Source organism: Mycolicibacterium setense, assembly GCF_000805385.1.
In the GTDB taxonomy this organism is placed as follows: domain Bacteria; phylum Actinomycetota; class Actinomycetes; order Mycobacteriales; family Mycobacteriaceae; genus Mycobacterium; species Mycobacterium setense.
On sequence record NZ_JTJW01000006.1, the window covers coordinates 1,125,416 to 1,146,452 of the forward strand.

At 67.3% G+C, this 21,037-nt stretch carries 21 protein-coding genes; 18 read left to right on the top strand and 3 right to left on the bottom strand.

What is annotated here, in order from left to right:
• Positions 1–49: 49 nt before the first annotated feature.
• The 11 genes from hisD to QQ25_RS16150 are packed head-to-tail and all read left to right on the top strand — an operon-like array spanning position 50 to position 9,656.
• Positions 50–1,378 (top strand): histidinol dehydrogenase, encoded by a 1,329-nt coding sequence (gene hisD, locus QQ25_RS16100; RefSeq protein WP_039319953.1) that lies wholly within the window; start codon positions 50–52, stop codon positions 1,376–1,378.
• Positions 1,375–2,514: a histidinol-phosphate transaminase gene (locus QQ25_RS16105; protein WP_039319954.1), complete on the top strand. Its 1,140-nt coding sequence runs from the start codon at positions 1,375–1,377 to the stop codon at positions 2,512–2,514. Before hisD ends, QQ25_RS16105 begins: the two co-directional genes overlap by 4 nt.
• Positions 2,511–3,119, top strand: a complete 609-nt coding sequence (hisB, locus tag QQ25_RS16110) for an imidazoleglycerol-phosphate dehydratase HisB (RefSeq protein WP_039319957.1) — start codon at positions 2,511–2,513, stop codon at positions 3,117–3,119. The genes QQ25_RS16105 and hisB overlap by 4 nt, the downstream gene beginning before the upstream one ends.
• Entirely contained in the window at positions 3,116–3,733 is a 618-nt protein-coding gene (gene hisH / locus QQ25_RS16115) for an imidazole glycerol phosphate synthase subunit HisH (protein WP_039379557.1), read from the top strand. Before hisB ends, hisH begins: the two co-directional genes overlap by 4 nt.
• The gene (gene priA / locus QQ25_RS16120; RefSeq protein ID WP_039379559.1) at positions 3,730–4,464 is read left to right on the top strand and encodes a bifunctional 1-(5-phosphoribosyl)-5-((5-phosphoribosylamino)methylideneamino)imidazole-4-carboxamide isomerase/phosphoribosylanthranilate isomerase PriA; all 735 of its coding nucleotides are present in this window, start codon (positions 3,730–3,732) and stop codon (positions 4,462–4,464) included. Before hisH ends, priA begins: the two co-directional genes overlap by 4 nt.
• A gap of 4 nt (positions 4,465–4,468) precedes the next feature.
• A complete protein-coding gene (locus QQ25_RS16125) occupies positions 4,469–5,290 on the top strand; it encodes an inositol monophosphatase family protein (RefSeq protein ID WP_234711916.1) in 822 nt (273 codons plus the stop codon).
• Entirely contained in the window at positions 5,287–6,072 is a 786-nt protein-coding gene (gene hisF, locus QQ25_RS16130) for an imidazole glycerol phosphate synthase subunit HisF (protein ID WP_039379561.1), read from the top strand. Before QQ25_RS16125 ends, hisF begins: the two co-directional genes overlap by 4 nt.
• On the top strand, positions 6,069–6,416 hold the full coding sequence (gene hisI, locus QQ25_RS16135) for a phosphoribosyl-AMP cyclohydrolase (protein WP_039379563.1): 348 nt from the start codon (positions 6,069–6,071) through the stop codon (positions 6,414–6,416). Before hisF ends, hisI begins: the two co-directional genes overlap by 4 nt.
• A 24-nt stretch (positions 6,417–6,440) precedes the next feature.
• Positions 6,441–6,998: a hypothetical protein gene (locus QQ25_RS29755; protein ID WP_052235842.1), complete on the top strand. Its 558-nt coding sequence runs from the start codon at positions 6,441–6,443 to the stop codon at positions 6,996–6,998.
• A 50-nt stretch (positions 6,999–7,048) separates the two neighbouring features.
• The gene (locus QQ25_RS16145) at positions 7,049–8,671 is read left to right on the top strand and encodes an N-6 DNA methylase (RefSeq protein ID WP_201774233.1); all 1,623 of its coding nucleotides are present in this window, start codon (positions 7,049–7,051) and stop codon (positions 8,669–8,671) included.
• Positions 8,661–9,656, top strand: coding sequence for a hypothetical protein (locus tag QQ25_RS16150; RefSeq protein WP_039319967.1), 996 nt, complete (start codon positions 8,661–8,663; stop codon positions 9,654–9,656). Before QQ25_RS16145 ends, QQ25_RS16150 begins: the two co-directional genes overlap by 11 nt.
• Before the next feature lie 7 nt (positions 9,657–9,663).
• Here QQ25_RS16150 and QQ25_RS16155 read toward each other — a convergent pair whose 3' ends face one another.
• Together QQ25_RS16155 and QQ25_RS16160 are read right to left on the bottom strand one after the other, a co-directional pair.
• Complete coding sequence (locus tag QQ25_RS16155; RefSeq protein ID WP_039379565.1) at positions 9,664–10,461, bottom strand: ABC transporter ATP-binding protein; 798 nt, start codon at positions 10,459–10,461, stop codon at positions 9,664–9,666.
• Positions 10,458–11,129 (bottom strand): FadR/GntR family transcriptional regulator, encoded by a 672-nt coding sequence (locus QQ25_RS16160; protein WP_039319971.1) that lies wholly within the window; start codon positions 11,127–11,129, stop codon positions 10,458–10,460. The genes QQ25_RS16155 and QQ25_RS16160 overlap by 4 nt, the downstream gene beginning before the upstream one ends.
• 156 nt (positions 11,130–11,285) lie before the next feature.
• Here QQ25_RS16160 and QQ25_RS16165 point away from each other — a divergent pair, with 156 nt between their 5' ends.
• The gene (locus tag QQ25_RS16165) at positions 11,286–13,034 is read left to right on the top strand and encodes a 2-isopropylmalate synthase (protein WP_039380046.1); all 1,749 of its coding nucleotides are present in this window, start codon (positions 11,286–11,288) and stop codon (positions 13,032–13,034) included.
• Here the strand turns inward: QQ25_RS16165 and QQ25_RS16170 are convergent.
• Positions 13,021–13,485 (bottom strand): peroxiredoxin, encoded by a 465-nt coding sequence (locus tag QQ25_RS16170; protein WP_039319973.1) that lies wholly within the window; start codon positions 13,483–13,485, stop codon positions 13,021–13,023. The two genes, QQ25_RS16165 and QQ25_RS16170, sit on opposite strands and share 14 nt — an antisense overlap.
• Before the next feature lie 63 nt (positions 13,486–13,548).
• Between QQ25_RS16170 and QQ25_RS16175 the strand changes: the two genes are divergently transcribed.
• The 6 genes from QQ25_RS16175 (at position 13,549) to lgt (ending at position 21,025) form a co-directional block, all read left to right on the top strand.
• On the top strand, positions 13,549–15,108 hold the full coding sequence (locus tag QQ25_RS16175; protein ID WP_052235843.1) for an anthranilate synthase component I: 1,560 nt from the start codon (positions 13,549–13,551) through the stop codon (positions 15,106–15,108).
• Positions 15,105–15,704, top strand: a complete 600-nt coding sequence (locus QQ25_RS16180) for a TIGR02234 family membrane protein (protein ID WP_039379566.1) — start codon at positions 15,105–15,107, stop codon at positions 15,702–15,704. The genes QQ25_RS16175 and QQ25_RS16180 overlap by 4 nt, the downstream gene beginning before the upstream one ends.
• 93 nt (positions 15,705–15,797) lie before the next feature.
• Positions 15,798–16,616: an indole-3-glycerol phosphate synthase TrpC gene (trpC, locus tag QQ25_RS16185; protein WP_039319978.1), complete on the top strand. Its 819-nt coding sequence runs from the start codon at positions 15,798–15,800 to the stop codon at positions 16,614–16,616.
• A gap of 37 nt (positions 16,617–16,653) precedes the next feature.
• A complete protein-coding gene (gene trpB / locus QQ25_RS16190; RefSeq protein WP_039319980.1) occupies positions 16,654–17,919 on the top strand; it encodes a tryptophan synthase subunit beta in 1,266 nt (421 codons plus the stop codon).
• The gene (gene trpA / locus QQ25_RS16195) at positions 17,916–18,704 is read left to right on the top strand and encodes a tryptophan synthase subunit alpha (RefSeq protein ID WP_039319981.1); all 789 of its coding nucleotides are present in this window, start codon (positions 17,916–17,918) and stop codon (positions 18,702–18,704) included. Before trpB ends, trpA begins: the two co-directional genes overlap by 4 nt.
• The gene (gene lgt / locus QQ25_RS16200; protein ID WP_039379567.1) at positions 18,701–21,025 is read left to right on the top strand and encodes a prolipoprotein diacylglyceryl transferase; all 2,325 of its coding nucleotides are present in this window, start codon (positions 18,701–18,703) and stop codon (positions 21,023–21,025) included. The genes trpA and lgt overlap by 4 nt, the downstream gene beginning before the upstream one ends.
• Positions 21,026–21,037: the final 12 nt, after the last annotated feature.

Consider the following 21,037-nt stretch of genomic DNA (forward strand, 5'->3'; position numbering starts at 1 on the left):
ACCGGCGACGGATTTTTATCAACTGGACTGATCAGGGACAATTGAACCGATGGCCGAGTTTGAGATGTCCCGAATCGACCTGCGTAACCGTGTGCTCAACGCTGCGCAGTTGCGTTCCGCGCTGCCCCGCGGTGGGGTCGACGTGGACGCAGTGGTGCCCAAGGTCCGCCCGATCGTGGAGGCGGTCGCCGAGCACGGCGCGAAGGCCGCCCTGGATTACGGCCATACCTTCGACGGCATCCGGCCCGACACCGTTCGGGTCCCGGCTGCCCGGCTGACGGCTGCCCTGGCCGATCTCGACCCGGACGTGCGCGTTGCCCTGCAGGTCGCGATCGACCGCGCTCGCACGGTGCATGCCGATCAGCGCCGCACCGACACCACCACCACGCTGGCACCCGGTGCCACCGTCACCGAACGCTGGGTGCCGGTCGAGCGCGTGGGGCTGTACGTGCCCGGCGGCAACGCCGTCTACCCGTCGAGCGTCGTGATGAACGTGGTGCCCGCACAGACCGCGGGCGTCGATTCGCTGGTGATCGCCAGCCCGCCGCAGGCGGAATTTGACGGCCTGCCGCACCCGACCATCCTGGCCGCCGCGGCGCTGCTCGGCGTCGAAGAGGTATGGGCTGTCGGAGGTGCGCAGGCGGTGGCATTGCTGGCCTACGGCGGCACCGACACCGATGGTGCCGAACTCGCACCGGTCGACATGATCACCGGCCCCGGAAACATCTACGTGACCGCCGCCAAGCGGATCTGCCGCTCGCAGGTCGGCATCGATGCCGAGGCCGGCCCGACGGAGATCGCGATCTTGGCCGACGGCACGGCCGATCCGGTACACGTCGCGGCGGATCTGATCAGCCAGGCCGAGCACGACGAGATGGCGGCCAGCGTGCTGGTCACCGACAGCGAAGCGCTGGCCGAGGCCACCGACCGCGAACTCACCCGCCAGTTGGCCACCACGGTGCACGTCGAGCGCGTCCGGGTAGCGCTCTCGGGTAAGCAGTCCGCGATCGTGCTGGTCGACGATATCGAGGCGGGGGTGCGGGTGGTCAATGCCTACGCCGCCGAGCACCTGGAGATCCAGACCAAGGATGCATCCGTTGTGGCCGGCCGGATCCGTTCTGCGGGTGCCATTTTCGTGGGTGCGTGGTCTCCGGTCAGCCTCGGCGACTACTGCGCCGGCTCCAACCACGTGCTGCCGACTGCGGGGTGTGCCCGGCATTCCAGTGGCCTGTCCGTGCAGACGTTCCTGCGTGGCATCCACGTCGTCGAGTACGACGAGGCCGCACTCAAGGACGTTGCCGGGCATGTGATCACCTTGTCCAAGGCGGAAAACCTGCCCTCGCACGGTGAGGCGGTACGACGGAGGTTTGAAAGGTGAGTGCACGCGATGTGACGCTGGCCGATCTGCCGCTGCGCGAGAACCTGCGTGGGAAGTCCCCTTATGGTGCACCGCAATTGGTAGTTCCGGTACGGCTGAACACCAATGAGAATCCGCATCCGCCGACCCAGGCTCTGATCGACGACGTCGCCGCCTCGGTCCGCGAGGTCGCGGCTGAACTGCACCGCTATCCCGACCGGGACGCGGTGGCGTTGCGCACCGACCTGGCTGCGTACCTCACCGCAGCGACCGGAGTGGAGCTCACAGTCGACAATCTGTGGGCGGCGAACGGTTCGAACGAGATCCTGCAGCAGCTGTTGCAGGCCTTCGGCGGGCCGGGTCGCACCGCGATCGGGTTCGTGCCGTCGTACTCGATGCACCCGATCATCTCCGACGGCACCCAGACCGAGTGGCTGCAGGCAGCCCGTGCTGCCGATTTCGGGCTTGCCGTCGACGTGGCCGTGGCGGCGCTAAAGGAACGCACACCCGATGTGGTGTTCGTGGCGAGCCCCAACAACCCGTCGGGCCAAAGTGTCTCGATCGAGGATCTGCGCCGGCTGCTCCAGGCGATGCGCGGTGGCATCTTGGTCGTCGATGAGGCCTACGGCGAGTTCTCGTCGCAGCCAAGCGCGGTCACCCTCATCGACGAGTTCCCGACCAAGCTGATCGTCACCCGCACGATGAGCAAGGCCTTCGCCTTCGCCGGCGGACGGCTCGGCTACCTGGCCGCCGCTCCCGCGGTGATCGACGCGCTGCTGCTCGTCCGGCTGCCGTATCACCTGTCGGTTCTCACCCAGGCGGCCGCGTGTGCGGCGCTGCGCCATGCCGACGACACGCTGGCCAGCGTGGCAACTCTGGCCGCCGAACGTGACCGCGTGAGTGCCGAATTGAGCCGCCTCGGGTACCGCGTGATCCCCAGCGACGCGAACTTCGTGCTGTTCGGCGAGTTCCGCGACGCTCCGGCCAGCTGGCAGCGCTACCTGGACAAGGGAATTCTGATCCGCGATGTCGGCATCCCCGGCTTCCTGCGCACCACGATCGGACTGGCCGAGGAGAACGACGCATTCCTGGCCGCCAGCGCCGATCTCGTCGCCACCGAACTTCAGCCCGCCAACAGCCCGGTAGGAGCATCGTGAGCCGTCGCGCGAAAGTCGAACGCAAGACCAGGGAATCCGACATCGTCGTCGAGATCGATCTCGACGGGACCGGTGTCGTCGACATCGACACCGGTGTCCCGTTCTTCGATCACATGCTGACCTCGCTCGGCACCCACGCGAGTTTCGATCTCACCGTGCATGCCAAGGGTGACATCGAGATCGAGGGACACCACACGGTCGAGGACACTGCGATCGTGCTGGGGCAGGCGCTGGGGCAGGCCCTCGGTGACAAGAAGGGCATCCGCCGGTTCGGCGATGCCTTCATCCCCATGGACGAGACACTGGCGCACGCCGCCGTCGATGTCTCCGGTCGGCCGTACTTCGTACACACCGGGGAACCGGAATTCATGGTGGAGTTCACGATTCAAGGGTCGGCCGCGCCGTACCACACGGTGATCAACCGGCACGTGTTCGAATCGCTGGCGTTCAACGCCCGCATCGCACTGCACGTGCGCACGCTCTATGGCCGCGACCCGCACCACATCACCGAGGCGCAGTACAAGGCGGTGGCCCGCGCGCTGCGCCAGGCCGTCGAGTACGACGCCCGGGTGACCGGCGTTCCGTCGACCAAAGGCACGCTGTGACAAAGAAAGTCGTCGTTCTCGACTACGGGTCGGGCAATCTGCGTTCGGCTCAGCGCGCGCTGGAGCGGGTCGGTGCCGACGTCGAGGTGACGGCCGATCCGGGTGCTGCCGCGGCGGCCGACGGTCTGGTGGTGCCCGGTGTCGGTGCGTTCGAGGCCTGTATGACCGGGCTCCGGGCGATCGGCGGCGAGAAGATCATCGCCGACCGCTTGCAGCACGGTCGTCCGGTGCTGGGTGTCTGTGTCGGCATGCAGATCCTGTTCGCCCGTGGAGTGGAGTTCGGGACGGAGTCGACGGGTTGCGGGCAGTGGCCCGGCTCGGTGACCCGACTGGACGCCCCGGTGATTCCGCACATGGGGTGGAACGTCGTCGACGCGGCGGCCGGCAGCACCCTGTTCAAGGGGCTGGACGCCGCAACCCGTTTCTATTTCGTGCATTCGTATGCCGCCCAGGAGTGGTCCGGTAACCCGGACGCACTGGTCACCTGGGCGACGCATCACGTGCCGTTCATCGCCGCCGTCGAGGACGGCGCGTTGTCGGCTACGCAATTTCATCCGGAGAAGAGTGGCGACGCTGGTGCGACGCTGCTCGCGAATTGGGTTGAGGGACTGTGAGTTTGATTCTGTTGCCGGCTGTCGACGTGGTGGACGGCAAGGCGGTGCGTCTGGTGCAGGGTAAGGCCGGCAGCGAGACGGACTACGGTTCGGCGCTGGAAGCCGCGGAGGCCTGGCAGCGTGACGGCGCCGAGTGGATCCACCTGGTGGACCTGGATGCCGCTTTCGGCCGCGGCAGCAACCGCGAACTGTTGGCCGATCTGGTCGGCAAGCTCGACGTAAAGGTCGAACTGTCCGGTGGCATCCGCGATGACGACTCGCTCAAGGCCGCGATGGCCACCGGTTGTGCCCGGGTGAACATCGGCACGGCGGCGCTGGAGAGTCCTGAGTGGTGCCGCGGCGCCATCGCCGAGTATGGCGATCGGGTGGCGGTCGGGCTGGATGTGCAGTTCGAGAACGGCAGCTGGCGGCTGCGTGGCCGCGGTTGGGAAACCGACGGTGGCGACCTGTGGCAGGTTCTGGATCGTCTTGACCGCGAAGGGTGTTCGCGGTACGTCGTCACCGACGTCACCAAGGACGGCACTCTCACGGGCCCGAATCTGGAGCTGCTGGCGGCGGTCGCCGACCGCACCAACGCCCCGGTGATCGCTTCCGGCGGGGTGTCCAGCCTTGATGATCTGCGGGCGATCGCCACTCTGACCGGCCACGGAGTCGAGGGTGCGATCGTCGGAAAAGCGCTCTACGCCGAACGGTTCACCTTGCCGCAGGCGCTGGCCGCGGTCAGCGGATAAGCGGGTGACTGCCCTGGACCCGTCGAAGCTGGCCGCGCTGGTCGATGCGGCGACCGAGATCCTCGACGCCGCGTCGGTGCCGTTCATCGCCGGACACCGTGCCGATTCCGCGGTGAGCAAGCAGGGCAACGACTTTGCCACCGAGGTCGATCTGGCGATCGAACGGCAGGTGGTGCGGGCGCTGACCGAGGCCACCGGGATCGGGGTGCACGGCGAAGAATTCGGCGGTGAGCCCATCGATTCACCGCTGGTGTGGGTGCTCGACCCGATCGACGGCACCTTCAACTACGCAGCCGGGTCGCCGATGGCGGCAATTCTGCTGGGCCTGCTGGCCGATGGCGAGCCGGTCGCCGGCTTGACCTGGCTGCCGTTCACCGGGCAGCGATATTCGGCACTGGCCGGAGGTCCGGTGCGGGACAACGGCACCGAGCTGCCGGCCCTCGGATCGCCGACTCTGACCGATTCGATCATCGGGATCCAGACCTTCAACATCGACTCCCGCGGCCGATTCCCCGGCCGGTACCGGGTCGAGGTGCTGTCCAACCTCAGCCGGGTGTGCTCGCGCGTACGCATGCACGGCGCCACCGGGGTCGATCTGGCCTACGTCGCGGCCGGGATCCTGGGCGGGGCCATCAGTTTCGGACACCACATCTGGGATCATGCCGCCGGTGTGGCGCTGGTTCGGGCCGCCGGTGGGATCGTGACAGACCTGGCCGGCGATCCGTGGACGGCCGAGTCGAAGTCGGCGTTGGCCGCCGCGCCCGGTGTGCATGAGCGCATGCTGGAGATCGTGAAATCCGCTGGCAATCCGGAGGACTACCTGTGAGCACCATCAGTGATGTCGCAACGCGGATCATCCCGTGCCTCGACGTCGACGCCGGCCGGGTGGTCAAGGGGGTCAACTTCGAGAACCTGCGCGACGCAGGCGATCCCGTCGAACTCGCCGCCGCCTACGACGCCGAGGGCGCCGACGAGCTGACCTTCCTCGACGTGACCGCGTCCTCGTCGGGCCGGGCCACCATGCTCGAGGTGGTCAAGCGCACCGCTGAGCAGGTGTTCATCCCCCTGACCGTCGGTGGCGGGGTGCGCTCGGTCGATGACGTCGACGTGCTGCTGCGCGCCGGTGCCGACAAGGTGTCGGTCAACACCGCAGCCATCGCGCGGCCTGAACTCCTGGCCGAGATGGCCCGCCAGTTCGGTTCCCAGTGCATCGTGCTCAGCGTCGACGCCCGCACCGTGCCGGCCGGTGAGCAACCGACCCCTTCGGGGTGGGAGGTGACCACCCACGGTGGGCGCCGCGGCACCGGAATCGACGCGATCGAGTGGGCCGCGCGGGGCGCCGAACTGGGGGTCGGCGAGATCCTGCTGAACTCGATGGACCGCGACGGCACCAAGGCGGGGTTCGACCTGCCGATGCTGCGCGCGGTGCGTGCGGCCGTGGGTGTCCCGGTGATCGCCAGCGGTGGCGCCGGTGCGGTGGCCGATTTCGCGCCCGCCGTGCAGGCCGGCGCGGACGCGGTGCTGGCCGCGAGCGTGTTCCATTTCCGGGAGCTGACCATCGGCCAGGTGAAGGCGGCGATGGCGGCGGAGGGGATTGTGGTGAGGTGAGTCTCGATCCGAAGATCGCTGCACGGCTGAAGCGCAATGCCGACGGATTGTTCTGCGCCGTGGCGCAGGAGCGGGGGACCGGTCAGGTGCTGATGGTCGCCTGGATGGATGACGATGCGCTGGCCCGCACCCTGGAAACCCGTGAGGCTACATACTTTTCGCGGTCGCGCGGCGAGCAGTGGGTCAAGGGACTGACGTCCGGGCACACGCAGTACGTGCACTCGGTCCGCTTGGACTGCGACGGTGACACCGTGTTGCTGGAAGTCGACCAGACCGGCGCCGCGTGCCACACCGGCGCGCACACCTGCTTCGACGCGGACGTGCTTTTGCCGCCCGTGGACTGACTGACGCGGTATTACCGTGGAGCGATGGGAGATTGGTCGCAGTCATTGGTTGATGCCGAGGTGTCCGCCGCGGACGCACCGGCGCTGGGTGCCCGCCTGACCCGCTGGCTCATCGACACCGGGATCATCAGTGCCGAGCAAACTGACTGCGTGCTCGGGACGCCGCTTGGTCATCCGCCCGGACCGAACTATGGCCGTGCCATCGGCGGTACCGAACCGGCACCGGCGCTCTGGACGAACGGGGCTGCAATCAGCGTCGGCCGAGTCGTGTCGTACAGCTACGAGCCGGAGGTCCTGACCTGTCGGCGCTGCGGGGACCGGGAGTTGCTGTCTCCGAATGATCAGAAGTGGCAAGCGGCGTTCACCGCCATCGGTGAGTGGGCCGATGGTGGCGTCGGTGCGATGCCGTGCGCGTCTTGTGGTGCCGCCAACGACCTCAACGGGTGGGATTGGGAGCCGACCTGGGGCTTCGGCCTCCTGACCATGGAGGTCTGGAATTGGAATCCCCTGGCGCCCGAGTTCATCGCCGAGGTCAGCGGATTTCTCGGGCACCGGGTCGTCTACACCCACTTCAAACTCTGAGCGGGCGTTGCGGACATCGGTTTGTCGGTGCAGTACCGCACAATAGCGGGGTGACCGAGTCCGCCACCGCCCGCAAAGCGCGCGGGGCGTTCTTCACGCCATCCCAGATCACCGATTACCTGGCCCAATGGGCCGTGCGCTCGGCCGATGAACGGATCCTGGAGCCCTCGGCAGGTGATGCGGCCTTCATGGTGGCCGCCACCCGTAGGTTGCGCGCGCTCGGTGTCGACCAACCCGCACTGGACGGCATCGAGATTCATCCGTCCAGTGCTACCACCGCACGCCGCCGCGTCACCGAAGCCGGGGGACGGGCGAGGATCAGAACGGCGGATTTCTTCGCGATCGAACCGCGTGCCGAATACACCGCGGTGATCGGCAACCCGCCCTACATCCGTTATCAGGATTTCCGCGGGGCCACCCGGGCCCAGTCGCGCCGGGCAGCGCTCAAGGCCGGGGTCACGTTGTCGGGGCTGGCGTCGAGCTGGGCGGCATTCACGGTGCACTCGGCGTTGTTCCTCAAGCCGGGCGGCCGGCTGGCGCTGGTGTTGCCCGCCGAGTTGCTCAGTGTCAACTACGCCGCGGCGGTGCGGAAGTTCTTGTTCGACCGGTTCACCAGCGTCGAGTTGGTGATGTTCGACGAGCAAGTGTTCCCCGAGGCCGAAGCCGATGTGGTGCTGCTGCTGGCCGACGGCTATGGGGGCGGACCGTGCGACCACGCCGTCATCCATCGGGCCCGCAACGCGGATTCACTGAGATCTGAACTCGCACAGCGCAGTTGGTCACCCCGTGATCCCTCCGACAAATGGGTGAGCGGCCTGATCGGCAACGCGCCGGTCGACGCGCTCCATGGCCTGCACACCGACGGGTACTACTCCACGCTGGAGACCTGGGGTGACACCACCTTGGGAATGGTGACCGGCAACAACAGTTTCTTCGCGCTGTCCCCGGAACGCGTCCGTGAACTCGGCCTGCGGCCCACCGATCTGCTGCCGTTGTCGCCGCCGGGCAGCGCCCACCTGCGTGGCCTGACACTCACCCCGGAGCAGTTGGCCAGGCTGGGGGAAGAGGGCCGTTCGACTCACCTCTTCCGTCCGACGGGGCCCCCGTCAGCCGCCGCACAGCGTTATATCGATGCCGGTCATGCCGCCGGGGTCCACCTGGCCTACAAGTGCCGGGTACGCCGGCCCTGGTACCTGGTGCCGCTGGTGATCCCGGCTGACCTGCTGCTCACGTGTATGAACGCCGACACCCCCCGGCTGATCATCAACCGGGCCAAGGCCCATCACCTCAACTCAGTGCATGGCGTGTACCTGCGCGAGGGCGTGCGGAAGCTGGGCCGCGACCTGTTGGGGTTGGCCGCGCTGAACTCGGTGACGGTGTTGCATGCCGAGATCGTCGGGCGCTCCTACGGCGGCGGCATCCTCAAGATCGAACCGCGCGAGGCGGACCGCTGGCTGGTGCCCTCGCCCGAGCTGGTATCCGCTCGCGCCCACGAGTTGCGGGCGGTGCGCCGCCGCGTCGCAATGTTGTTGGAGCGCGGCAACCTCCTCGAGGCGACCCACCTCGTCGACGACGCGTTGGGGCTGGCGGGCCGCGTCGACCTGGAACCTGTTCGGACGGCGCGCGATTCATTGGCGACACGCCGGACGGTAAGGTCTCGGCGTGCCCGCTGAACCGTCGACCAAAGCCACCGCGTGGGCCATTTTCGACCGGATCGTGGCCGACGCCGCGCCGGCGGGTGTGCACACCAACCCGTGGGTGCGGGTGGCCGGCGAGCTGAGCTTCGTTCCCGATTTCCGGGTTCTGCGCAAGCTGCTCGGTGTGCCGTTGTTCCTCAACGCGCCGTCCACGACCGGGGTTCCGGCGTTGGCTCTCGATGTGTGGCTGGCCTACGAGCTGCGGCGCGCGGGGTTCGATCCGGATGCGGTGTGGCCGCGGCCCACCGATCCGCGCATCATGCCCAGTGCCATCGCCAATCTGCTCGAGGCGCTGCCGCAGAAGGAACGCCATCTGATCGAGCAACGGCTGCAGCGCTCGATGAAAGGCGTTGCCGGCTCCAGCGCCAGCGTGCTGGGCAAGCACTACATGAAGCAGGTCGACGTGGTGATGTCGGACTGGGACACCGGCCCGGAATTGCTGATCAGCACCAAACGGATGGACTCGAGCTTCGGCAAAAACGCCGCCAACCGGGTCGAGGAAAGCTACGGCGACGCCAAGAATCTGCGGCTGCGCCACCCGTTGTCGGCCCTGGGGTTCGTGTACGGCCTGCGCTCGACAATTTTGAGCACTGAACCGGACAAGGCCGAGTGGCTGATCGACCTGCTCGGCAAGCTCGGGACTGAAGACGACGCTTACCATGCCGTGGCGCTGGTGATGATCGACTACGACTCGGACAACGCCGAAACTCCGGACGAGGAAGTCGACAGCATCGAAAAGGCCGAGCCGGACACGTTGTTCGAGATCGTGGATGTGGCCACGGCCGCCGTCGACGAGGCTTTGGCGGCGCTGCCCGACATCGCGATCCGGCATGACACCGTGCCGCCCCAGCTGCAGCCGTCGCGGTTCCTGGCGACCATGGTGTCGCGGGTCATCGACACCACGCCGGTGACCCGGCACCGTGAGGCGCGTCGGCGTCGCAACACGCCGGTCGAGGCCTGAGCAGTAGCTACAACACCCGCGAGCTGGCCTTGGCCCGTGCGCTCCACCTGCCGTCCTGGAACCCGACCTCCACGGGGTGCGCGAAGGCCTCGCTGACGTGCTCGGTGTTGACCACGTCGTGGGCCGGCCCGCTGGCGACCGTCCGTCCCTCAGCGATCAGCAGGGCATGCGTGGTGCTCGTCGGCAGTTCCTCGAGGTGGTGGGTGACCAGGATCGAGGCCATGTCGGGATGTGAGTCATCTAGTGTGTCAAGGGTTTCCAGCAGCTGTTCGCGGGCCGCAACGTCGAGGCCGGTGGTGGGTTCGTCCAGCAGCAGCAGCTGAGGATCGGCGATCAACGCCCGGGCGATCAGGGTGCGGCCGCGTTCGCCCTGTGACAACGTCGGCCAGATCGCGTCGATACGGGCCGACAGCCCGACGGTGTCGATCAGTTCCTCGGCCCGGCGCGCCTGCTCGGCCGTGGGCGTCCAATGCGCGGCGATGTCGATGGTGGCCGTGATGCCGGTGAGCACCACCTCGCGCACGGTGAGCGGATACTGCAGGCGGTGGCGGGGATTCACGTGGCCGATGGAGCGACGCAGCACCGCGAGATCGGTACGGCCCATCTGGCCGCCGAGCACGTGCACGGTCCCTGTCGTCGGAAACGTCACGGCCGCACAGAAACCCAGCAGTGTGCTCTTTCCGGCACCGTTGGGTCCCAGCAGGGCCCAGTGCTCACCGGACTGCACGGTCAGGGAGATGCCGTCGATGATCTGCTTGCCGTCACGGCGGAAGGTCACATCGGCGATGTCGAGGACCGGGGTCATGCGAAAGACTCCTTCAATGAGCTCAAATGGGTTCTGCTGGCGGCTGCGGCGGCCGCGGGGTCACGGGCGATGATGGCGTCGGCCAGTTGCTGGTGCAGGTCGTGGTCGCAGGGCTCGGAGGCGATCGGCCGGATCTTGAGCATGTCGATCATGGCCAGCCGCAGCCGGGGCAGGAACGCGTCGAACAACTGGAGCAACACCTCGTTGTGGGCTGCGGCAATCACGGTGCGGTGAAACGCCATGTCCGCGTCGACATGGTCGGGTACCGACTGGCCGAGCACCCCGCGGGCAACCAGGGTGCGGCGGATCGCGCGTAGATCGGCGGGCGTGCGCCGGGTGGCCGCCAGCGCGGCGGCCTCGGCCTCGATCGCGATGCGCGCCTCGATCACCGACACGATCGTGGCGCGGCGCAGGACGGTGTCCCAATCTTCGGCGGCGTCGAGCGCGGTTACGAACACCCCGGCGCCCTGTCGGCTCTCCAGCACGCCCTTGCCGGACAGTTCGCGGATCGCTTCGCGCAGGGTGGAGCGGCCCACGCCGAGCTGGGCGGCCAGGGTGGTCTCACCGGGAAGGCGATGGCCCAGCGGCCATTCGCCCTGGCGGATGCGCGTCAGGAGGAGCTGGGCCGTCTGGGCCGCCAGCGGGTGACGCTGAACTTGGGACGTCATCGCAACCTGTCTACTTGTCTGAGGAGTTGTGTATAGTCTAGCCATCATGACGCGCGTCCTGCTCCTTAGCCGCCGCGGCGGGGCCTGAATCGACCGGCCCCCTGCCGTGGGGCTGTGTCGCGCCGGTCGAATTTTCAGCCGACCGAAGGCGCTCCCATGACCAACCTGACATTTCCCACGATCAACAGCCCGGCCGGGGACATCCCGGCGCAGGCACCGAGCTGGAACCGCCAGCGGCAGTCCCAGATGCCGTCGCACCGTTACGCCGCAGTCTATGACCGAGTCGAAGTTCCTCTGGTGCAACGTAATTGGCCCGACGCCCGTATCACCGCCGCGCCGCTATGGGTGCCGGTCGATCTGCGTGACGGCAACCAAGCGCTGGCCGAACCGATGGACCCGGCCCGCAAACGCCGCTTCTTCGAGCTGCTCGTCGCCATGGGCTACAAGGAGATCGAGGTCGGTTATCCGTCGGCGTCCCAGACCGACTTCGACTTCGTCCGGCTACTGGCAGAATCCGACATCGCGCCGCCAGACGTCACCATCGTGGTGTTCGTCCCGGCGCGCCGCGATCTGATCGAACGGACCGTGGACTCGGTTCGCGGCATCGGCAACGACGTCGTCATCCACATGTACACCGCCACCGCACCCACCTGGCGCGACGTCGTGCTGGGGAAATCCCGCACCGAATTGCGGGACCTCATCCTGGCCGGCGCGCAGGACGTTCTCGAATGCACCGAGGGCATGCCGAATGTGCGATTCGAATTCTCCCCGGAGGTGTTCAACCTCACTGAGCCCGACTACGTGCTGGAGCTGTGCGACGCGGTCACGCAGCGGTGGCAGGCCACGCCCGATCGCCCGGTCATCCTGAACCTGCCTGCCACGGTCGAAGTCGCCACCCCGAACGTGTATGCCGATCAGATCGAATACATGCACCGCAACGTATCTCGTCGCGACAGCGTCATCCTGTCGGTTCATCCGCACAACGACCGGGGCACCGGCATCGCGTGTGCCGAACTGGCGGTGCTGGCCGGGGCGCAGCGCGTGGAGGGCTGCGTGTTCGGCAACGGTGAACGTACGGGCAACGTCGACATCGCCACTCTGGCGCTGAATCTGCATGCCCAGGGCGTGGATCCGATGATCGACTTCTCGGACATCGACGAGATCGCCCGGACGGTCAGCCACTGCACCCGCATGCCGATCCACGAACGTCATCCGTATGTCGGGGACATGGTGCACACGGCGTTCTCCGGAACGCATCAGGACGCGATCAAGAAGGGCTTCGCCGAACATCGCGCCAGGGCGGCCGCCACCGGCCAACCCGAAAGCGAAATCGATTGGCGGGTGCCGTATCTGCCCATCGACCCCGCCGACATCGGCCGCACCTACGATGCGGTGATCCGGGTGAACTCGCAATCCGGCAAGGGCGGTATCGCGTATCTGCTGGCAGGAGAATACGGCCTGGAGTTACCGCGTCGGCTGCAGATCGACTTCGCCCGCCACGTCCAGGACCACACCGACGAAAGCGGTGCCGAGGTCACCGCTGCCGACCTCTTCGACCTGTTCGAGGCGACCTACATTGATCCGTCGGGCCCGGTGCAGCTCAAGGACTGGCACACCGGCGGTGACGGTGCCTCCGCGGTCACCGAACTCACCCTGGTCGCCGACGGGCGCACCAGCGCCAGCACGCACCGTGGGATCGGTCCGGTCGATGCCCTGACGGCCGCACTGGCAGAACTCGGTCATCGGATCGAGGTGCTGAGTCTGACCCAGCAGTCGATCGGCAGCACCGCCGTCAGTTACCTGGAGTACCGGGCAGCCGGACGCATCGGCTGGGCGTGTGGCCGCAGCGATTCGGTGCTGGCGGCATCGATGGCGGCGGTGCTGCGGGCGGTCAACGCGCCTTGAGCAACTCCAGCGCCTTGTCGGCATGGGTGTCCATGCTGATCTCGCTGGAGATCACGCCGAGGACGGTGCGGTCGGTGTCGATGACGAACGTGGTCCGCTTGACGGGCATGAGCTTGCCGAGCAGGCCACGTTTCACCCCGAACTGGGCGGCCACCTTGCCGTCGGCGTCCGACAGCAGCGGGTAGTCGAAATTCTGGATGTCGGCGAACTTGGCCTGTTTGGCGACCGGGTCGGTACTGATACCGACCCGGTTCGCGCCGGCAGCGGCGAACTCCGCGGCCAGGTCGCGGAAGTGACAGGCTTCCTTGGTGCAGCCGGGAGTCATCGCCGCCGGATAGAAGAACAGCACCACCGGGCCGTCGGCGAGCAGGCTCGTCAGGCTGCGAATCGTGCCGGACTGATCCGGCAGTTCGAAGTCGGGAACGGAGTCACCCGTCCTGATCTGTGTCATGGCTGCCCAGGCTACGCCGTCTGCATGCCAGGGCCGGGGCCTAGATCTGGGAGGATTGTTCCCGTGCAAACCACAGCCACCCGTGCGTCGGGCTCGTCGGGCGCCGGCTCATCGCTTGCCCTGACCACATCGCGCGAGGATTTCCGGGCATTGGCCGCCGAACACCGCGTGGTGCCGGTGACCCGCAAGGTCCTGGCCGACAGTGAGACGCCGCTGTCGGCGTACCGCAAGCTCGCCGCCAACCGTCCGGGCACATTCCTGCTGGAATCGGCCGAGAACGGTCGCTCGTGGTCGCGGTGGTCGTTCATCGGTGCCGGTGCGCCGTCTGCGCTGACGGTCCACGACAACGAAGCGGTGTGGCTGGGCACAGCGCCCAAGGACGCGCCGAGCGGCGGTGAGCCGCTGGCGGCGCTGCGGGCCACCCTGGATGTGCTGCAGACCGAGGCGGTGCCGGATCTGCCGCCCCTGTCGTCGGGGCTGGTGGGCTACTTCGCCTACGACATGGTGCGCAGGTTGGAGCGGCTTCCGGAACTGGCGGTCGACGATCTCGGTCTGCCGGACATGGTGCTGCTGCTGGCCACCGACATCGCCGCCGTCGACCACCACGAGGGCACCATCACCCTGATCGCCAACGCGGTGAACTGGAACGGTACCGACGAGCGTGTCGACGAGGCCTACGACGATGCGGTGGCGCGCCTGGACGTGATGACCGCTGCCCTCGGTCAGCCGCTGCCTTCCACGGTCGCCACGTTCAGCCGGCCGGTGCCCGAGCATCGCGCGCAGCGCACGGTGGCGGAGTACACCGCGATCGTGGAGAAACTGGTCGGCGACATCGAGGCCGGCGAAGCGTTCCAGGTGGTGCCGTCGCAGCGGTTCGAGATGGACACCGCTGCCGACCCGATCGATGTCTACCGGATGCTGCGGGTGACCAACCCGAGCCCGTACATGTACCTGCTCAATGTGCCCAATGCCGATGGGGGCCTGGACTTCTCGGTCGTCGGGTCAAGCCCCGAGGCGCTGGTGACGGTGAAGGATGGGCGGGCCACCACCCACCCGATCGCCGGAACCCGCTGGCGCGGCGGTACCGAGGAAGAAGATGTGCTGCTGGAAAAGGAACTGCTGGCCGACGAGAAGGAACGCGCCGAGCACCTGATGCTGGTCGATCTGGGGCGCAACGATCTGGGCCGGGTGTGCCGCCCGGGAACGGTGCGGGTCGAGGACTACAGCCACATCGAGCGGTACAGCCACGTCATGCATCTCGTGTCCACCGTGACCGGCGAGCTGGCCGAGGGTAAGACCGCGCTGGATGCGGTGACGGCGTGCTTCCCGGCCGGCACCCTGTCGGGGGCGCCGAAGGTTCGGGCGATGGAGTTGATCGAAGAGGTCGAGAAGACCCGGCGGGGTCTCTACGGCGGGGTCCTGGGCTACCTGGACTTCGCGGGCAACGCCGACTTCGCCATCGCCATCCGAACCGCGCTGATGCGTGACGGTACGGCCTATGTGCAGGCCGGCGGGGGAGTCGTGGCCGATTCCAACGGGCCTTACGAGTACAACGAATCGGCGAACAAGGCCAAAGCCGTCCTCAACGCCATCGCCGCCGCCGACACATTGGCCGAGCCGTGACGCGCGCGGCGCAGGCACTGTTCGTGGTCGCAGCCGTGATGTTGTGGATCGCGTCGCGGATGACCTGGGTGGAGGTGAGCTCGTTCGACGGGCTGGGGAAACCCAAGACCACGGCGTTGAACGGCGCCTCCTGGTCGACAGCATTGATCCCACTGGCGTTGCTGGTGCTGGCCGCTGCGGTGGCGGCACTGGCGGTCCACGGCTGGGCATTGCGGTTGCTGGCCCTACTGATCGCCGTGGCCAGTGCGGGCATGGGCTACCTGGGGGTCAGCCTGTGGGTGATCAAGGATGTCGCGGTGCGGGCCGCTGAGCTGGCAGTTGTGCCTCTGGCGCAGTTGACCGCGACCAGTCGTTCCTACGGCGGCGCGGTACTGACGCTGATCGCCGCGGTGTGTGCGCTGGCCGGTGCCGTGATGCTGATGCGCTCGGCCAACGGTGCCAAGCGTGCCGTTGCGGGCCGCTACGCAGCGCCGGCCGCCCGGCGGGAAGCGGTCAAGAGCGACGACGATGGTGAGCCGATATCGGAGCGAATGCTCTGGGACGCGCTGGACGAAGGGCAGGATCCGACCGGTGACGGCGGCGATCGGAGACAATAAGGGCCGGTGGATGGTGAAGGTGTGGCGACGGCTACCCTTCGAGGGAGGGCAACCGGGACCGGCCCGGAGGCACCAGAAAGGAACCGACGGGCGATGAGTTCGGCCACAGTGCTCGACTCCATTATCGAGGGAGTCCGCGCCGACGTTGCCGCCCGCGAGGCCGTTATCAGCTTGGCTGATATCAAGGCGCGGGCCCAGGATGCACCTCCGCCGCTCGACGTGATGGCTGCGTTGCGGGAACCGGGAATTGCCGTGATCGCCGAGGTGAAGCGCGCGAGCCCGTCCCGGGGCGAGTTGGCCAACATCGCCGATCCGGCTCAGCTGGCGCAGGCTTACGAGTCCGGCGGCGCGCGGATCATCAGCGTTCTCACCGAGGAGCGTAGGTTCAACGGCTCACTCGCCGACCTCGACGCGGTGCGAGCAGCGGTGTCAATCCCGGTGTTGCGCAAAGACTTTGTCATCAAGCCGTACCAGATTCACGAGGCTCGGGCCCATGGTGCCGACCTGTTGCTGTTGATCGTCGCCGCGCTCGAGCAGCCGGTGCTGGAATCGCTGCTGGAGCGCACCGAATCCCTCGGGATGACGGCACTTGTCGAGGTGCACACCGAAGAAGAGGCCGACCGGGCGCTGCAGGCCGGGGCCAAGGTGATAGGTGTCAACGCCCGCGACCTCAAGACGCTGGAAGTCGACCGCGACTGCTTCGCGCGGATCGCGCCGGGGCTGCCCAGCAATGTCATCCGCGTGGCGGAGTCCGGAGTTCGCGGAACCGCTGACCTGCTGGCGTACGCCGGCGCGGGTGCCGATGCCGTGCTGGTCGGTGAGGGCCTGGTGACCAGCGGGGATCCCCGCACGGCGGTCGCCGATCTGGTCACCGCCGGAACACACCCGTCCTGCCCGAAACCGGCTCGCTGAACCAGGCAATGAGCCGCTCGCACGAAAAGACACTTTGATGGCGGATCTCGCGGGGCCTGAATTGCCCCGTACCAGCGCAGGCGTCGCCGAACCCACCGTTCACGACCCGGACGCTCGTGGGCATTTCGGTTCTTACGGGGGCCGGTTGGTGCCCGAGGCGCTGATGGCGGTGATCGAAGAGGTCACCGCGGCGTATGAGAAGGCTCGTGGTGATCAAGCCTTCCTCGACGAACTCGACCGGTTGCAGCGCCACTACAGCGGCCGGCCGTCGCCGCTGTACGAGGCGAGCCGGTTGTCCGAGTTCGCCGGCGGCGCACGCCTGTTTCTCAAGCGAGAAGACCTGAACCACACCGGTTCTCACAAGATCAACAACGTTCTGGGGCAAGCGCTGCTGGCACGGCAGATGGGTAAGACCCGTGTCATCGCCGAGACCGGCGCCGGTCAGCACGGGGTGGCCACCGCCACCGCGTGCGCGCTGCTCGGACTGGAATGCATTATCTACATGGGCGCGGTGGATACCGCCCGTCAAGCCCTCAACGTCGCGCGGATGCGGTTGCTCGGAGCCACCGTCGTCTCGGTCGAGGCCGGATCCAAAACCCTCAAGGATGCGATCAACGAGGCGTTCCGGGACTGGGTCACGAACGCCGACGACACCTACTACTGCTTCGGGACGGCAGCCGGTCCACATCCGTTCCCGCTGATGGTGCGTGATTTCCAGCGCGTCATCGGGATGGAGGCCAGGGCGCAGATCCTCGATCAGGCCGGTCGGCTACCCGACGCGATCACCGCGTGTGTCGGTGGCGGGTCGAACGCCATCGGTGTGTTCCATGCCTTCATCGATGATCCGGCGGTGCGGTTGGTCGGCTTCGAGGCGGCCGGCGACGGCGTCGAGACGGGCCGGCACGCTGCGACATTCGCAGGTGGCTCGCCCGGTGCGTTTCAGGGATCGTTCTCCTACCTGTTGCAGGACGAGGACGGTCAGACGATCGAATCGCATTCCATCTCGGCCGGTTTGGATTATCCGGGAGTCGGCCCTGAGCACGCCTACCTGAAAGACATCGGCCGTGCCGAGTACCGCCCGGTCACCGATACCGAGGCGATGGACGCTTTCTCGCTGCTGTGCCGTCGCGAAGGCATCATTCCGGCGATCGAGTCGGCGCACGCGGTGGCCGGTGCGCTGAAGCTCGGCGCGGAACTGGGCAGCGGATCCATCATCGTGGTCAACTTGTCCGGGCGCGGCGACAAGGACGTCGAGACGGCGGCCAAGTGGTTCGGACTGCTCGATGAGGGGAGCGCGGGATGAGCCGGCTGGCGGAGTTGTTCGACGGCTGCCGTGCGGAGGGCCGCGCCGCGCTGATCGGCTACCTGCCCACCGGGTTCCCCGATGTGCAGACGTCCATTGCGGCGATGACGGCGATGGTCCAATCCGGTTGCGATCTGGTGGAAGTCGGGGTTCCGTATTCGGATCCCGGCATGGACGGCCCGACGATCGCGGCCGCCGCCGAGGCGGCGCTGGCCGGCGGCGTCCGGGTGCGCGACACCTTGGCTGCGGTCGAGGCGATCAGCAATGCCGGCGGCCGCGCGGTCGTGATGACCTACTGGAACCCGGTGCTGCGCAAGGGTGTTGACACGTTCGCGCGTGATCTGGCCTCAGCAGGCGGCTACGGTCTGATCACCCCGGACCTGATTCCCGAGGAAGCCGACGAGTGGATCGCCGCCTCCGAGGAACACAATCTGGACCGGATCTTTCTGGTCGCCCCGTCCTCGACGCCGGAGCGCCTCGCGGCGACGGTGACCGCGTCGCGAGGCTTCGTCTACGCCGCATCCACCATGGGCGTCACCGGGGCGCGTGATGTCGTCTCGAACGCGGCGCCGGAGTTGGTGCGCCGCGTCAAGGAAGTATCCGACATCCCCGTCGGAGTCGGGTTGGGTGTCCGCTCGGGAGAGCAGGCGGCCGAGATCGGCGCCTACGCCGACGGCGTCATCGTCGGGTCGGCCCTGGTGTCGGCCCTGGGCGAGGGACTGGACGCGGTCCGCCGCCTCACCGAAGAACTGGCCAACGGCGTTAGGCAGAGGATTTCAGCTTGACCACTACCGTGCTCGCGTATTTGCCCAGCCCGTCACAGGGCGTCTGGCATCTGGGGCCGGTGCCGATCCGCGCGTACGCGCTCTGCATCATCGTGGGCATCATCGCGGCGTTGGTGATCGGCGACCGGCGGTGGCAGGCGCGGGGCGGGCAAGCCGGCGTCATCTATGACATCGCCTTGTGGGCAGTGCCTTTCGGCCTCGTCGGCGGGCGGCTGTACCACGTGATGACGGACTGGCCCACCTACTTCGGACCGTCCGGCAAAGGGCTCGGTGCCGCCTTCCAGGTCTGGCAGGGCGGCCTCGGAATCTGGGGCGCCGTCGCACTCGGTGGCGTCGGAGCCTGGATCGGGTGCCGTGCGCACGGGATACCGCTACCGGCGTTCGGCGACGCGATCGCACCCGGAATCATTCTGGCGCAGGCGATCGGCCGACTCGGTAACTATTTCAATCAAGAACTGTACGGCGGAGACACCACGCTGCCGTGGGGCCTGGAGATCTACAAACGCCTGAACGCAGCCGGGCTCCCCGACGATCTCAACGGAGTATCCACCGGCGAGGTGCTGCGGGTGGTGCATCCCACCTTCCTTTACGAGTTGCTGTGGAACCTACTGGTTTTCGCGCTGTTGATCTGGGCGGACCGTAAGTTCAAACTCGGCCATGGCCGACTGTTCGCGCTCTACGTGGCCGGCTACTGTGCGGGCCGGTTCCTCATCGAATTGATGCGCAGCGACCCGGCTACTGAATTCGCCGGTATCCGCGTCAACACCTTCACGTCAACGTTCGTGTTCATCGGCGCCGTCGTCTACATCATGCTGGCTACCAAGGGCCGAGAAGACCCGGCGACCTTGGTCGGCAAAACCCGTGAAGACGAGGATGAGTCGGCTCTCGACGAGGTCGGCAAGGAGCTGGTCGGGGCTGCGGCGACGACCGGCGTCGTTGCGGCCGCAGCGGTGGCCGGACAGGACGATGACGAGGATGCCGACCACATGCATCCGGATGAGGTCGGCGCCGGCGAGGACGACGGAGCCGAAGCCGCCGCGGCGATCGAACTGAAAGCGATCGCCACCGAGGCTGAAGACGAGGCCGACGAGGCCGAAGACCTCGAGGATGAGACGGACGTCGAAGCTGACGAGGACACCGAGCTGGAAGAGGGGGAGGCTGCCGCGGAAGCGGAGGCCGACGAGGTGTCCACCGTCGCCGATGCCGAGGATGCTGAGGATGGCGAGCCCGATGAGGTTGAGGCCTCCGTAGACGAAGCCGTCGAAGCCGATGAGGACACCGAGCTGCAAGCGGCGGAGGCTGCTGCCGAAGACGAGTCCGAGGCCGAAGAGATCGTGGCGGGGACCGAGGCTGCCGAGGAGTCCGACGAGGAGCCCGCCGAGGCCGATGGCGAGGATGCCGAATCTGCCGACGAGCCGGATGAGGCTGGCGCCCTGGTAGACGAAGACGTCGAGGCTGGCGAGGACACCGAGTTGGAAGTGGCGGAGGGTGCTGCCGAAGAGGAGTCCGAGGCCGAAGAGATCGTGGCGGGGACCGAAGCTGCCGAGGAACCCGACGAGGAGCCCACCGACGCCGATGGCGAGCCCGATGAGGGTAACGCCCCGGTAGACGAGGACGTCGAGGCCGACCCGGAAGCCGAACCCGAAGCCGACGTAGCGACTGAGGAGCCCGAGTCGGCGACCGCCGGGCCGGAAGCTGAGTCTGCGGACTCTGCCGCCGAAATCGCCGTTGACGAACCCGGCGACGAGCCTGAGCCAGAGGCGGCGGAAGCCGAGGCCGAGGCCACTGAAGAAGAGGCCGTAGAACAGCCTGAGAGCCCGACCGATGCCGAGGACGAGGACGACGCCGGTGATGATGCGGCGGAGCCGGTCGCGTCGGTCGACACCGACGACGAAACGACCGAGGCCGCAGAGGATTCGCCCGAAGAGGTCGCTGTCGAGGAGCCGATCGACGCCGACGAGACCGACGAGGCTGAGGCTGACGTAGACGAGGATCGTTCCGAAGCCGAAGCCGAAGCCGAAGCCGAAGCCGAAGCCGAAGCCGAAGCCGAAGCCGAAGCCGAAGCCGTGGCTGACGAGTCCGACGCTGATGAGGTTGAAGCCGAGTCCGAGACGGAGACCGAAGAAGCGGCGGAATCGGATGTCGACGCCTCGGACGAACCTGACGATGCCGACACTGACGACGAAGCCGACGAGTCGGCGCCGGACGACGAGTCGGCGGCAGGCCAAGCCAAAGTCGACGAATCACCCGCTGCTGTCGCCCAGTCGGAGCCGACCAAACAGGGCGGCCGGGTGCGGCGCTGGTTGCGGCGTAACCGCTAACAGGCTGCGCTC